Source organism: Pseudarthrobacter sp. Pseusp20, from assembly GCF_059492155.1.
Window position 1 is genome coordinate 2,246,510 of the sequence record NZ_CP168521.1, and the last position, 14,931, is coordinate 2,261,440.

Below are 14,931 nucleotides of genomic sequence, written 5' to 3' on the forward strand. Positions count from 1 at the left end.
CCCCAATGCCGCACCTGACCGAAGATCAAGCCCGAAACCGCCCCCGCGAAGGCGAAGAAACACCACCACCTAACGCTGCTCCTGGCGGCATTTCGACGAACCTGGCCGACTGGGTCGCAGAATGGAATACCTCCTTCACGGCTGAGGCCCGCCGCGCCCTTGGAGCCGGCCAGGCAGATATTCTGACTCGCCGCTGGCTCGGGGCGATCCCGCTGTCCTACCGTGAAGTGTTCGGCGCCGCGGAAGCAGTCCGGGACTGCCTTGCCATTGAGGACTGGTCAGGTGCGGCCGGGGAGTACACCCTTAAGTTCTACCGCCCGGGAGCGGGCGAAGGCCGTCAACGGCTCAAAATCATCAGTCCGGTGGAACTGTCCCTGGAGGACCTTGTGCCGCCGTTCCGCGATCTGGGCATCGCCATCCTGGATGAGAGGCCATATCGGGTCGTCACGCAGGATGAGCGGCCGGCCTGGATCTACGACCTTGGCATTGACAGCGCCGACAGTGAAACCACCGGCGAAGGAAACCACGCCCAGATCGAACAAACGATCCGGGCAGTCTGGGCCGGAAAGACCGAGTCCGATGCCTTCCACGGCCTCATCACCGCGGTCGGTCTCTCTTACCGCGACGCTCTGCTGCTGCGCGCGTACTTCCGCTACCTTCGGCAGAGCGGGCTCGGGTTCTCATTGGAACGCGTCGCCCACGTGCTGGCAGGCCACGGCAACATCGCCGCGCGCTTGATCGCGTACTTTGACAGCCGCTTCAACCCGGGCAAAACCCCTGACAGCAGCGTGGCCCAGGCGAGGCTGACCGGCATCTTGGAAACCCTTGACGACATCACCGCCCGGGACGACGACAAGATCATCCGCTCCTATCTGGCAGCGATGAAGGCAACCGTCAGAACCAACTTCTACCAGCGCGGCCTCAATGCCGAACCCAAAGCCTACATCGCACTGAAACTTGCCTCCGGCGATCTGCCATTGCTGCCCGAGCCGCGCCCGGAACACGAAATCTGGGTGTATGCCGCCACAGTCGAGGGCATCCACCTGCGTTTTGGATCCATCGCACGGGGTGGCCTTCGCTGGAGTGACCGGCGGGAGGATTTCCGCACCGAGGCGCTCGATCTTGTAAAAGCACAGGTCGTCAAAAACGCCGTCATCGTGCCCACAGGGGCCAAGGGCTGCTTCTACGTCAAAGGTTCAGCAGGAACCGACCCCGCGAACGCCGGGCGGGAAGCCTACACAACTTTCATCAATGGTTTGCTGGACCTCACCGACAATGTGGTGGCCACAGGCGACGCGACGGTGATCCAGCCCCCGGTTGACGTCGTCAGGTATGACGCAGAGGACCCGTACCTCGTGGTCGCGGCAGATAAAGGTACCGCGCGCTTCTCGGACCTGGCCAACGCAGTCGCCGTCGAACGCGGATTCTGGCTCAACGACGCCTTCGCATCTGGGGGGACGGTCGGCTACGACCACAAAGCCATGGGCATCACCGCCAGAGGAGCGTGGGAGTCCGTGAAACGACACCTCATGGAAGCGGGCTTCCCATGGGATACAGCCGCGATTGACACCATCGGCATCGGCGACATGAGCGGTGACGTTTTCGGCAACGGCATGCTCTATACCGACAAAATCGCGCTGAAGGCTGCTTTCGACCACCGCCACATCTTCCTCGATCCAACCCCTGACCCGGCCCAGTCCTATGAGGAACGCTCACGTCTCTTCAACCTCGAACGTTCATCCTGGGACGAATATGACCGCACCAAACTCTCCGCTGGTGGGGGAGTGTTCTCCCGCCAGGCCAAACTCATCCGCATCTCACCCGAAGCGGCGCACGCCCTGCGGTATGAAGGACCCGTCACCCTCACACCCGAGGAGCTCATCAAGGCGATTCTGAAAGCCCAGGCGACCCTGCTGTTCAACGGGGGCGTCGGAACTTACGTCAAAGCCAGCCGCGAATCCCATGTTGACGTGATGGACAAGGTCAATGACTCCGTGCGCATCGACGCCAACGAGCTCAGGGTTGACATCGTCGGTGAAGGCGGAAATCTAGGAGTCACTCCCCGGGGTCGGATCGAGGCATCGTTGGCCGGGGTTCGGATCAATACCGACGCCGTCGACAACTCGGCGGGCGTGGACTGCTCTGATCATGAAGTGAACATCAAGATCCTGCTTGACTCCGCCGTAACCGCAGGGGACATCGCCGTATCCGAACGCGCAGGCCTCCTGCGCGCCATGACCGACGATGTGGCGAAATCGGTCCTTGCCAACAACTACGAGCAAAACTTCGCGCTCGGAACGACTGTCGACCACACCCAGTCCATGACACAGGTGTACCTGCGGGCAATAGACTTCATGGAAGCCAAAGGCCGCCTTCACCGTGAGTTGGACACCATGCCCAGCAATGAGGAAGTCCTTCGCCGGCTGGACAGCGGAAAGAGCCTAACCCGGCCTGAGATCTGCTTGCTCCTCGCCCACATGAAATCGTCATTGAGCCAGGAAATCCTCGCCAGCACCATACCCGACGAAGCGTGGGCCCAACAGGAACTTGAGGAGTACTTCCCTGACCAGCTTCTGCAAAAAGGCCGTAAGCACCTCCAAGGCCATCCCCTGAAGAGGGAGATCATCGCGACCTCCCTGGCAAACAGGATCCTCAACCACTCAGGCATCACATTCGTGTTCCGCCTGTGCGAGGAAACGGGTGCCAGCGAAGCAGACGCGGTTAGGGCATATTTCATATCTGCCGGAATCTGGAACCAGCCAGCCTTCTTCAGCTATATCCGAGGACTGGACGGCAAGGTCCCGGCCATCGTGCAGGAGCGGATGGACCGCATGATGCGGCGCCTGCTCGACCGATCAAGCAGGTGGTTCCTCAAACACCAGACCGAAACTCTCGACGTCCTGGCGGAGATCGAAAAATACCGGCGTCCGGTGGAAAAACTGTCGGCTCAGCTGGAGGCGCTTCTGCATCCTGGCCAGGTTCAGGGGATCGAGGAAAGCGCCGCCGAACTCAAGGCCAGGGGAGTGCCAGAGGATTTTGCGCGGCAGAGTGCAGCGCTGCTCTACCAGTACCCATTGCTGGACATAGCTGATGCAGCGGCGGCAACAGGTGTTGTTCCGTCCCTGCTCGCCACCACGTACTTTGATCTCTTCGAGCAAATCGAAGGCAGCCGCCTGCTGAGCAGGATTGATTCGCTGCCTCGCAACGACCCTTGGGAAACTATGGCACGGGCTGCCCTGCGCGAGGATTTCTATGATGTCCTTTCCAGTGCCTCCGTCGCGCTGGCCCTACCCCAGGCGGTCAGCTCGACCCAGGTGACCCATCTGGTCATTGAAAACCGGCTCAGGCTGATCTCGGACGCCCTCTCAGAACTCAGCGCCAGCGAAACAGCAACGAACAGGGACTTTGAAATCCTCACCATCGTCCTGCGTGCCCTGCGGAGCTTGCGCACCGCAGCCTTTACGACACGCTGAGCGGGCCGCCTCCACCACAAAAAGACCAAAAACATAACCAGGACCAGGACCAGGACTCTTGCCACGCACAGCACCCGCCAAACCAGCAAGGAACCGAACCATGCCCCAAGGCGCGCCGGCCGAGGCATGCGACCCTGACTGCCACTACCGCCGGGCGCCCGAGACAGACTAAACCAACCGGGGATCCCGCCCATCAACGTTGGCCCACCTCCATGATGGGCCAACGCTTTCAACACCTCCAGCACGTGCCATCCGCGCCCATCTCAGCCGCTCTGGCTGACCGGCCACGAGAACGGACAAGACCATCACTGCCAGCACAACAACCCCCGACCGGCCGGCCGCAGAAGACCAGCTGACGCTGCGCTTCCTTACCTCACCCCAAGACATGGACCACACCGGTATGCATGTGCAGGCAGGCCGCGTTCTTGAATGGATAGACCGGGCCGGCTACGCCTGCGCCGCTGCCTGGAGTACTAGCTATTGCGTCACCGCATATGTCGGAAACGTCCACTACGACGGGAACATAGGCCCCGGCGATGTGGTCGAGGTCGACGCCAAAGTCATCCACACCGGCAGCTCCAGCATCCACGTCTTGGTTTCCGTACACGCCCGGGGACTCCAGGAGTCAGAATTCAGCCGCGCCATGCACTGCATCCTGGTACTCGTCGCCGTGAACGAACAGGGCAGACCACACCGCGTCAGGCCCTGGAAACCTCAAAGCCTCGAAGACTCCGCACGGCAGAAACTCGCCTTGGAACGAATACCGGTGCGGACCCGGATCAAAGACGCAATGCTGGCCGAGCAGTACTCCGAAGAAGGCACCGCATCCAGAAGCACCCTCAGGTTCGTTGCCGGGTCTGACACCGCGAACTGGGCAGGGAACGCCCACGGGGGGACCGTCATGCGGTGGATCCACGAGGCAGCTGCAACCTGTGCCGTGCTCTGCAGCCCAGAAGGGGTGCATGCCACATACTCGGGAGGCATCCACTTCCACCACCCAATACGCATCGGAGACATCGTCGAAGTTGATGCCCGTGCCATCCTGGTCAACGGCCGCGACATCCACATCAGCATCCTCGTGAGGTCAGCCCCTCAACAGGGTCCAGACAAACTCTCCCTGACCACACGATGCATGATGATCTTTACGGTCGACGAGCGCCAGACTGTTCCAACGGCAATCCCCGAACAAACAGCGGAAGATCGGAGGCTGGCCGCCCATGCAAGAGAAATCATCAGACTCCGTAGCGAACTAACCAGAATAGGCGATCATCTTCTTCGCGCAGCAAAGGAGCACTGTCAAGAGTAGGGCAAAAGCATTTCAAGGGCCGAAGCTTCAACAGAACCGGTTGCAGAGTCGGAAATGGTAAAACAGTCATCCCTCTGGTTAACCCAGGCGTATGGAGCGCGAAAAAGAGATGACCACTCCCACCCCCAACTGGTCGACGCTTGGCCGCCAAGACACAATTCAGGTAATTTCGCCTAACCTCCCGGCCATCCCCGGCACGGTTAACATGACCGCAGCAGACCGAAGCATCCTTTGGATGATAAGACGCGGCAAAGACCCGGGTGCCGCCTGAAGGCACAAAAGCTTTGGCGAAAAAGATAAGAAAGAGCAATGATTCAAAACCTTGGCACGATCTGCCGCGTTACGACGACGGACGCCTCCCAAGTTGACGATCTTCTGAACTCGGCTGTCAGCAAAGTCATCCCCGATGCCCTCGATCTGAAACATGGCATCAGAGTAACCCGACGAGGACCGGGAAAATACACTGTCGAAACCGCTGCGGATGTTGCCTGCGGGTACACCGTTTATGAGGACCGTTCTAATGACGACTGAGACTTGGTCCATCCGCGGACGACCGGGCCAAAGAAGAGAGTCGCTTCTGTACCGGCCCTGAAATCGCCCAGGGCAAGCGCTAAAAGGTGAACCCCTTGGCACAGCCTCCCGCCCCTTGCAACCTGCGTGGCTCTGAGTCCCATCTGACGACATTCGGGTGGACGCAACTCTACGGTTCTTGGCCCACACGCACTGACCCCGCCAGAAGAGCAGCCTGAACCTTAGCGTCGGAGCCCCCGTTACGGCACCTGCGGCGGTTGAAGTGCAGTTTGCCGCCCCGTGCGGAACGAAACATTCACACATTCTTCGGCGGTGCCCGTGTCCCGTGCCTTGGTTTTGGCCGGACGTCGGCAGACGGTTTGTCCCGCGTCATCCGACTCCCGACAGAGCCTTGGTTTTAGCTCGCCGTCCGTGCGCCGAACTCTCCCGTCGGTATCAATCAGCTCCCCGAGCGGGTATTCCTTGGATCAATCGGACTGACTTTGGGTTTGCTCTGGTGAGGCGATGAACTGCATGAGGGTGTCCATGAGGTGCAGTGTCGCCCGTTGCGGGTCGAGGAGGAACTGTATCCGGAGGCCGTCGACCATCGCCATCACCATGGTCACTTTGTCGTCTGCGCTGAGTTCCTTACTGTCCTGCGTGGTCGCGAGTCTCTTGCTCGTGAAGTGTTGGCGCATGCGTTCTCGGCGGGCGATGAAGAAATCGTGCGCGGGGTGGTTGGGGTTTGTTGCTGCGATGGTGATGGCCAGCCAGTTCCGCAGCTGTTCAGGGTGGGCAAATTCCTCCTGAAGGATGTTGCTCATGACCTTTTCCTTGGGCACCTTGGATTCAAGGATCCGTCGGGCGAATTCCTCATCGTCGGCGTCGCGCTGGGCGAGGGCTGACAGCAGAAGATCATCCTTCGTGGCGAAGTGGCGGAGCAATGCGGCGTGGGTCAAGTTTGCCCGGGCAGCAATATCCCGCAGGGATGCCCTTTCGTAGCCATGCTCGGCGAAGCTTGCTGAAGCGGCCCTGACGATCTCCGTCCGTCGTGCGGGCGTTGACGCGTACGGGCCGCGCCGTCGTGGGGCTGCCTTCATCTCGTTCTCTTGCTCTGCAGTCGTGGTCACGAAGATCGTCTCATTTCTGATGCTCGCTATTCCGTGGTGAGGGTATTGCCAATTGTAACCATCGTGACTACTATTTCTCGAAGACTAACCATAATGGTTACTATTTACTTGGCTTTCGACACCGTTGTCGTCCGGAGTCCGCGTTGCCGCAGGGCTGAAAGCCATTCGATTAAGGAGTCATAGGTGACTACGAACGAACAAGAGGCTTCTCGTTTCGCTGGCGGCGTTGCGGCCGCGCAGCCGGTGCCCGGAAACCAAAATCCCGGCGAAGCCTCCGACGGTGTTAGGGCCCTCCCCGAGGAACCTCAGTCACCTGTGAGCAGGAGTTACATTCTTTGGCTGATGCTCGCCAGCTTCGGCGCATCCATCGCCATGATGGTGCCCCTCTCGTATGGCATCGCGGTGCGGATCAGCGAACTGGCTCCAGGCCATGAAGAGGTGCTGGGTTACATCACCGGCACGGCCCAATTGATTTATCTGGTCATCAGCCCGATGGTGGGAATCTGGAGTGACCGGATGCGGTCCGGTTTTGGCCGCCGTACCCCGTTCATCTTCCTGGGGACGGGCATCGGTCTGGCGGGTCTGGTCGTGATGGGGCTTGCCCCGAACCTGATGATCGTCGGAGCGGGCTGGGTCTTGGGCATGTCCGGCTGGTCCATTTCCGGCGCCGCGATCCAGAACTTGATGGCCGATAAGCTGCCGGAGCAACAGCGTGGAAAGGTCTCTGCACTCACGGGGCTCATGACTCAGATCGCGCCCGTCCTGGGTATCGGGGTGGCCTACGCCGTTTCGTCGAACACCTTGCTGGTCTTCGTTATCCCTGGCGTGATTGGCGCGGTGCTCCTGGCTCTGCTTCCGATCATCAAGCCCGAGGGCAGCTCGAAGGACCTTGCCGTAACTTCGCAGGTTACTGCGAAGTCGGTGGTGGCCAGCTACGGCTTCAACGTGCGCAGGTACCCCGACTTTGCTTGGAACTGGCTGGGCCGGTTCGTGTTCTTCATGGGGTTGTACTTCAACACCACGTTCGGCACCTTCTTTTACGCACAGCGCCTCAACCTCCCCGTCCGGGAAGTGGCCGGGGTCGTGGCCACCATCGGGATGCTGGGCGTGGTCGCTGCCGCGGCCGGCGCTCTGCTGGGCGGTTTCCTGTCCGACAAACTGCGGCGCCGCCGCCTGTTCGTGGTGATCTCCGCGGTCCTCTTTGTCGGGGGAGCCTTGGCGGAGGCAACCGCATGGTCCTTGCCCCAGCTGATCATCGGCGCGGTGCTCATGCAGACCTCGATCGCAGTGTTCGCAACAGTTGACCAAGCCATTATTTTCGCGATCCTGCCCGACCGCACCGAAACTGGCCGCTACATGGCGGTGGTGGCCTTCGCACAGAAGATCCCCAGCGCAGTAGCACCCCTCATCGCGTCCGTGGTTATCACGCTCGGCGCCATCGGGGCGGAGAAGAACTACACGCTCCTTTACCTCAGCGGCGCCGTCTTGGCCCTGCTGGGCGGCACAGTGATCGCACTCAAGGTCAAATCAGTCCGGTAGCACCGGCTGCACCAAGGAAGAAGGAACCACCCATGGGCGCAGTGCCTTACGATCTTGCCGTCGACAGCGGTGGAGACCAGTTCCCCGTCACGGGACCTGCCCCCCGGCTGTCATGGAAGACTCCGGCGGCTACCACCGCTCCGTACGAACTCGAATCGACCATCGACGGCGTACCCCAGCCCACCATGACGACGGACCAGCGACTGTACGTCTTCTGGCCCTGGCGGCCTCTTCGCAGCGGACAGCGGGTCCAGTGGCGGGTTCGGGCAGCAGCCTCGGATGACTGGTCTGATTGGTCCGCTTTCGAAGCCGGACTGCTGGACGCAGACTGGACCGCATCCTGGATCTCCCCGGCTGAGCCGGTGGACCCGGGCTACGGCCACCGGCCCGCACACATCCTCAGTACCCACTTCGACTTGCCGGTTGAGGTGAAATCAGCCCGGCTTTACGCCACAGCCCTCGGCGTCTACACGGCGTTTGTCAACGGCGAGCGGGCAGGTACCGCGGAACTTTCCCCTGGGTCGACGTCGTATGACCGCACACTATACGCGCAGGCTTTCGACGTGGCGTCCTCACTGGTGCCGGGGCACAACCAGGTGGATTTTGAGCTGTCCGATGGCTGGTACCGCGGTCAGGTCGGCGCGTTCCGGCTGCCCGCCGGCTGGGGCACCACCCTCGGGACACGCGCAGAACTGCATATCGAACTCAGCGACGGAACCCGCCGGGTGATCCTCACGGATGGCACCTGGACGAGCGCCTCCTCGACCACGACCCGCGCCGACTTGATGGATGGTCAAAGCGTTGACTTCCGCAAGCCTGCTCAACCAACGTCAAAAGTACTCGTCGGCCAGGTAGAGACACCACCCATCGACTGGTCACCGGCACCGCCGGTCCGAGTCATTGACTCCCGCCCGCCGGAACACATTTCTGAGATCAGGCCGGGTGTATGGGTGGCCGACTTCGGCCAGAACGCGTCCGGCTGGATCCGCCTCGGGAACCTCGGACCAGACGGCACGCGCACCGTGATCGAGTACGGCGAACACCTCGGCCCGGACGGTGACCTCTCAACCTCCCACCTTGATTCCCGCCGGCCGGGAGAACCGATACGAGTCTTCCTGCAGCGTGATGAAGTGACAGCCGGACCCTCCGCCGCAGTGTTCGAACCCCGGCACACGGTCCACGGCTTCCAATACGCCCGCATCAGCCGTGACGGAGCCACCTTGGATCCGTCGACGCTGAGCATGCAGGTGGTTCATACGGACCTTCGCCGGACCGGAGACTTCTCGTGCAGCAACGAGGACGTGAACCGCCTGCACAGCATCGGGGAATGGAGCTTCCTCGGGAACGCCGTCGACGTCCCGACCGACTGCCCCACCCGGGAACGGTTGGCCTGGACGGGGGACTACCAGGTGTTCATTTCCACCGCCACCAGATTGCGGGACGTGCTCGGGTTCAGCCGGAAATGGCTGAGGTCCGTGCGCGACGACCAGCTTGAGGACGGACGGATCACCAACTTTTCCCCCGACGGTCGCCGCATTAAAAAAAACCTCGATGACCAGTTCGCAATGATGACCGGGTCTGCCGGGTGGGGGGACGCGATCGTCGCGGTTCCCTGGGCCCTTTATGAGGAGTACGGGGACGAGGCGGTTCTCGCCGAGAACTGGGACGCCATGACCCGGTGGGTCCAATGGGCCCTCGACAAGGCACGCACCAGCCGCCACCACACCCGGGCCCAGACGGCTTCCGAACCGGAACCCTTCGAGGAGTACCTCTGGGACGGTACCTTCCACTGGGGCGAATGGACCGAACCGAAAAAGCGCGACGCCAGCGGGAAACTGATCGACCCCGTCCAGGACAACCCGATGGCCTGGTTCATGGAAGACAAGGGCGAGGTCGGCACCGCGTACCTCTACCGGTCCGCGGCAACACTTTCCCGGGCAGCCCACGTTCTGGGACGGACGGAAGAGGCAGCCACGTATGCGGCCGTTGCGGAGTCCGTCCGGCAGGCATGGCAGGCCGCCTACCTTCGCGAGGACGGCACCACTGCCGCGGACAGCCAGGCCAGCTATGTCCGGGCGCTCTCATTCGACCTCCTGCCCGACGTAGCCCGCGCCACTGCCGCCAACCGCCTCGTCGAGCTGATCCGGTACGCGGACACACATGTGGGAACGGGTTTCCTCTCCACGGGGGACCTCCTGCCGGTGCTCGTTGAGGCCGGCCGTGAGGACGTCGCGTACGAGCTGCTCCTGCAGAGCAGTTCGCCGTCGTGGCTGTACATGGTAGACAAGGGCGCCACCACCATCTGGGAATCCTGGGAAGGCATCGACCACGAGGGCAACGCCCACGATTCCCTGAACCACTACAGCAAGGGCACCGTTCTCCGATTCCTCCACGAATACACGCTCGGCCTGCGGCAGGATTCCGGATCGGTGGCCTGGCGGTCCATCGTCATCGCCCCAACCCCTGGTCCAAGCCTCACGTGGGCTCGCGGATCGCACGAAACGCCAAACGGGACGATCAGCGTTCACTGGCAGCTCGACGGTGACGAAATACGTATCGACGCCGACATACCCGCGGGCACTACCGCCCGCATCGTCTTCCCCAACGGCACCGAATACGCCGCTGGCCCCGGCAGGTTTCGTGCCGCCGGCGCTTTCGCGCAAACAAGCACAGCAGACCCGCGCCGCTCAGCGGCAACAGTTTGAAAACTGCCCCCGACAGGGCGGCACGACACTTAACGAAGAGGATGATATGGCTACTTTCCCCGACGGCTTCCTATGGGGCGCCGCAACTGCCGGCCACCAAATTGAAGGCAACAACGTGAACAGCGACTGGTGGGCCCGAGAACTGACCATGCCCGGCATGGAACTCTCCGGCGACGCCTGCGACAGCTACCACCGCCACCGGGAGGACATCGCGCTCCTCGCCGACGCCGGCCTGACGTCCTACCGGTTCAGCCTCGAATGGTCCCGGATCGAACCGGTCCCCGGGCACTTCTCCAAGGCCGAGCTCGCCCACTACCGCCGCATGATCGAGTACTGCTTCGAGCGGAACGTTACGCCGGTGGTCACCCTGCAGCACTTCACCACTCCGCAATGGTTCGCGAACGACGGCGGCTGGCTGGCACCGGATGCCTCCGAAAAGTTCCAGCGCTACGTCACCGCAGCCACGGGCATCCTGGAGGGCGTCAAGTGGGTGGTGACTATGAACGAGCCGAACATGCAGGCGGCCATCATGACCGCCATGCGTCGGATGCAGCAGACCCAAGGAGCCCAATGGCAAAGCCCCACCGTTGAAGGTGAAGGCGAGCAGAAACAGTCGCACGGTGAATTCCTCACGTACGCGGATCCCGAAATCGGCCGCACCTTCACCGCGATCCACCATGCCGCCCGGGACATCATTCGGGCACGCACCACCGCCAAGGTCGGATGGACCATCGCCGCCGGAGCCCTCACCCCGGCCCCCGGCGGGGAGGAAAAGCTCCGTGAAATCCGGTACGGCAAAGAGGACGTCTACTGGGAGGGCAGCCGCGGCGACGACTTCGTTGGCGTCCAGGCCTACTCCAGCCAGGAAGTGGACGCCAACGGCCTCGTCCCGCACCCGCCCCGCCCCGACAACACCCTGGTCGGCACGGCCTACCGCCCCGACGCACTCAGCATGGCTGTCCGCCACGCCTGGGACATCACCGAAGGCGTTCCCGTCCTTGTCACCGAGAACGGGATCGCGACCGCCGATGACAACCAAAGGATCCGCTACACCACCGAAGCACTCGCCGGCCTTCACGAAACCATCGCTGAAGGAATCGACGTGCGCGGCTACCTTCACTGGTCACTCCTGGACAACTTCGAATGGGGACACTGGGAGCCCACCTTCGGCCTGGTATCCGTCGACAGGGACTCCTTCACCCGCACCCCCAAACCAAGCCTCGCCTGGCTCGGCCGCGTGGCCCAGCACAACGAACTGGGCGCCGGGGTCCGCTCATGACAACCGCCTTCGCGGACGTGTCCGCAACACCACTGGCAAACCTCCTTTCACTGGCCGGCCGGAACGCCGTCGTCACGGGCGGGGCGCAAGGGCTCGGAAAAGCGATCGCGCTCCGGCTTGCAGAAGCCGGTGCCAACATCCTCATCGGCGACATCAACGCCGAACGGGCCCAGGCCAGTGCCGACGATATTGCTGCCCGCTTCCCGGTGCGCTCACTGGGGGCAGCCATGGACGTTACCGACTCACAATCGGTCGGCGCCGCCGCTAAAACAGCATCCGAAGAATTTGATGGCATCGATATCTGGGTGAACAACGCCGGAATCTTTCCCAGCCTTCCGATCCTGGCAACACCGGACGGCACCTGGGAACAGGTCTTCGCCGTGAACACCCGCGGCGTCTTCAACGGGTCCCGGGAAGCAGCACGGCACATGACCGGCGACAACCGCGGCGGGGTGATCATCAACATCGTCTCCACCGCAGGATTCACCGGGACAGCTCCCGGGCTCTCCGCCTACGTCGGATCCAAACACGCCGTCCGCGGAATGACCAAACAGATGGCCCTCGAATTCGCGCCCCTCGGAATCCGCGTCCTCGGCGTCGCACCCACCTTCGTTCCCACCGAGGGCAATATGGCCGCGGCAGCAGCACACGCGCCACACGAAGACTCCGGCCAAACCATGGCGGTGATGACCAACAGCCTCATCGGCCGCATGGGCACCCCGGATGACATCGCGCGCGTCGTCCTCTTCTGCGCAAGCGACCTGTCAACCATCATGACCGGCAGCACACTCCTCGCCGACGCAGGACAAACCATCTGATACCAGAAAACCACTCGGAGAAGAATTGTATGACCGCCATGGAACCGGACTTCTGCTCTTCGCGCGGCCGCCTAAATACCGCCTTCAGGAAAGCCCCATTGTGCTATGACCCCTGACCACGGAAAAGAGGTCGATCGAACGCAGGTGAAAGCGCTTAAGGCGAGTGGGGGCGGGGGATCATCGTCGGTAACAATATACGATATTGCTAAATTGGCAGGCGTAAATCCATCAACGGTTTCCCGAGCACTTAATAAGCCCGGCCGGGTCAGTCTGAAAACACAGAAACTCGTCGAGGACGCGGTTCAAGAATTGGACTTCCGCGCGAACCCTTTTGCTCGTGCACTTCAGTCCGGGCAGACCAAAAACTTGGGATTGATCGTCGCTGATATTACCAATCCAACGTTCTTCGAAATTATCCGGGGTGCGGCAAAGTCTGCTGCCGGGCAGGATTACACCCTGGTGCTTGCCGAATCGGACGAGTCCGGGGTCGCGGAATTGACGGCGGCGCGCCGCATGCTTGGAACTGTGGATGGCGTCATCCTCGCCAGTCCCCGCATGGAAGACGAGGACATTCGGGGTCTTGCCCGTGACAAGCATGTCGTGGTGATCCACCGGGAGATTCAGGGCGTCACCTGCGTTGTCCCGGATACAGCAAAGGGGATAGGCCAAGCTGTCCGGGCCCTGGCCTCCCATGGCCATAAGAAGCTGGTGTATGTTGCCGGTCCTCCCCGCTCCTGGATGTCTGACCGCCGGTGGGAGGGAATTCAGGCGGCGTGTGAGTGGTCGAAGCTGGCGGCCACACGGCTGGAGTCGACGAAGCCCACTCTGGAAGGTGGCCGTCGGGCCGCCCGGGCGGTGTTGGAAAGCGGTGCCACTGCTGTCATGACCTATAACGATCTCCTGGCCATAGGGTTGATGCAGGAGCTGCAGGCTGCGGGAATCCTGGTGCCCGATGCCCTGAGCATCGTGGGGTTTGATGACATCTTTGGCGCCGACTTCACCACCCCGGCCTTGACGACCATTCGCTCTCCCTTGGGCGAATGTGGTTCTCTGGCGACCCGGCTGATGCTGGACCTCCTGGGTGGATCTCAAGGCGAGACCCAAACACTCCTCGCTGAAACGGAGCTGGTCCTGCGCGGCTCCAGTGGGCGCCTCCTGGCAGCATAGGGTTCGCTCGGGCTGCCGCGGTCAGGAAGGTATGCAGCTGGCGAACGCCGGCGCCGTCATTCGAACGCCATTTCTGAGTACGGTTCTGTTTTTAGCTTCAGAGGTACTTTCCCGTGCGGTGTATCTGGATTGGAAGCGGATAACTATAGTGTGCTGCTCGGTTTTCCGATAATATTCAGCTATGGAGTCGACGACGCGGACGCGAAAGCCTTACGCCAAGACAGTTGAACGGCGGTCGGCAATTGCGCGTGCCGCCCTGGACATCGTTCTTGAGAAGGGTCATCGCGCCCTCACGACGTCCGAAGTTGCGTCCCGTTCCGGTATGAGCGAGACCGCAATGCTGTACCACTTCCCTACGCGTGATCACATCCTCGTTGCGGCCATGGAGTTGGCCAATCAGGACAGCCGGGCCTTGCTGACGCAGCAGTTCCTGGGCAGTGACGGGCAAAGGCATGAGTGGCCTTCGCGGGCGCTTGCGGGACTTAGCTCGGAGGATCGTGCCGTGACGCGGCTCTTCTTCGCGCTCAGCGCCGAAGCGGTGAACCCCGACCATCCGGCACACAACTTCCTCAAAGACCACCAGGAGCGCGCAGTTGCCGAGTTCGCCAAGGGTATCCAAAGGCGGCAGGCCGACGGTTTTGCACTGCCGGGCTTGGATCCTCAGGTCGTCGCCCGCCAGGTGGTGGCCGTTTGGAGCGGGCTGCGCTTGCAATGGCTGATCAATCCCACCTTCGACGTGGCGTCGGAAGTTTCTCAAGCGTTTAAAGCACTGACGGGGCAGCCCGTAATGGAAGCTCAGCGAAAAATTACAGAGGTAATATCCCAAATCTAGTATTTTCATGCCCTGCTGGTGCAATTGGGGCACCCAGTTAACCCGGCCGGTCAACCTTAGCCGTTGCCATAATTCTCCAATATTTCTTCTGGTGGCCTGCGCTGCGCCGTGCAAATGCGCGACTTGTGGGCTGTTTTGCTGCGCCCAATTAATCTTTTGGGCACTGTTTATG

Annotated in this window: 10 protein-coding genes; 9 read left to right on the forward strand and 1 reads right to left on the reverse strand. The window is 61.7% G+C overall.

Features of this window, described 5'->3' with window-relative positions; all coding sequences use genetic code 11:
• The first annotated feature begins 5 nt into the window (after window positions 1-5).
• The 3 genes from ACEN9K_RS10400 (at window position 6) to ACEN9K_RS10410 (ending at window position 5,310) form a co-directional block, all read left to right on the forward strand.
• Entirely contained in the window at window positions 6-3,473 is a 3,468-nt protein-coding gene (locus tag ACEN9K_RS10400) for an NAD-glutamate dehydrogenase domain-containing protein (RefSeq protein ID WP_495635659.1), read from the forward strand.
• 385 nt (window positions 3,474-3,858) lie between these two features.
• The gene (locus ACEN9K_RS10405; protein ID WP_134164245.1) at window positions 3,859-4,779 is read left to right on the forward strand and encodes an acyl-CoA thioesterase; all 921 of its coding nucleotides are present in this window, start codon (window positions 3,859-3,861) and stop codon (window positions 4,777-4,779) included.
• Between the two features lie 309 nt (window positions 4,780-5,088).
• The gene (locus ACEN9K_RS10410) at window positions 5,089-5,310 is read left to right on the forward strand and encodes a hypothetical protein (protein ID WP_488314712.1); all 222 of its coding nucleotides are present in this window, start codon (window positions 5,089-5,091) and stop codon (window positions 5,308-5,310) included.
• Between the two features lie 467 nt (window positions 5,311-5,777).
• Here the strand turns inward: ACEN9K_RS10410 and ACEN9K_RS10415 are convergent, their stop codons facing one another.
• Entirely contained in the window at window positions 5,778-6,419 is a 642-nt protein-coding gene (locus ACEN9K_RS10415) for a TetR/AcrR family transcriptional regulator (protein WP_488314711.1), read from the reverse strand.
• Between the two features lie 315 nt (window positions 6,420-6,734).
• Here ACEN9K_RS10415 and ACEN9K_RS10420 point away from each other — a divergent pair, with 315 nt between their 5' ends.
• From ACEN9K_RS10420 to ACEN9K_RS10445, 6 genes are all read left to right on the forward strand, one after another.
• The gene (locus ACEN9K_RS10420) at window positions 6,735-7,958 is read left to right on the forward strand and encodes an MFS transporter (RefSeq protein WP_488314710.1); all 1,224 of its coding nucleotides are present in this window, start codon (window positions 6,735-6,737) and stop codon (window positions 7,956-7,958) included.
• A gap of 32 nt (window positions 7,959-7,990) precedes the next feature.
• Entirely contained in the window at window positions 7,991-10,663 is a 2,673-nt protein-coding gene (locus tag ACEN9K_RS10425) for a family 78 glycoside hydrolase catalytic domain (protein WP_134164243.1), read from the forward strand.
• A gap of 46 nt (window positions 10,664-10,709) precedes the next feature.
• Window positions 10,710-11,942 carry a glycoside hydrolase family 1 protein gene (locus ACEN9K_RS10430; protein ID WP_134164242.1) on the forward strand — a complete coding sequence of 411 codons (1,233 nt, stop codon included), beginning with the start codon at window positions 10,710-10,712 and terminating at the stop codon, window positions 11,940-11,942.
• Complete coding sequence (locus ACEN9K_RS10435; RefSeq protein WP_134164241.1) at window positions 11,939-12,760, forward strand: SDR family NAD(P)-dependent oxidoreductase; 822 nt, start codon at window positions 11,939-11,941, stop codon at window positions 12,758-12,760. Before ACEN9K_RS10430 ends, ACEN9K_RS10435 begins: the two co-directional genes overlap by 4 nt.
• Window positions 12,761-12,865: 105 nt before the next feature.
• Window positions 12,866-13,927, forward strand: a complete 1,062-nt coding sequence (locus tag ACEN9K_RS10440) for a LacI family DNA-binding transcriptional regulator (RefSeq protein WP_134164240.1) — start codon at window positions 12,866-12,868, stop codon at window positions 13,925-13,927.
• Window positions 13,928-14,108: 181 nt separating this feature from the next.
• Window positions 14,109-14,759: a TetR/AcrR family transcriptional regulator gene (locus ACEN9K_RS10445; protein WP_134164239.1), complete on the forward strand. Its 651-nt coding sequence runs from the start codon at window positions 14,109-14,111 to the stop codon at window positions 14,757-14,759.
• The last annotated feature ends 172 nt before the right edge of the window (window positions 14,760-14,931 follow it).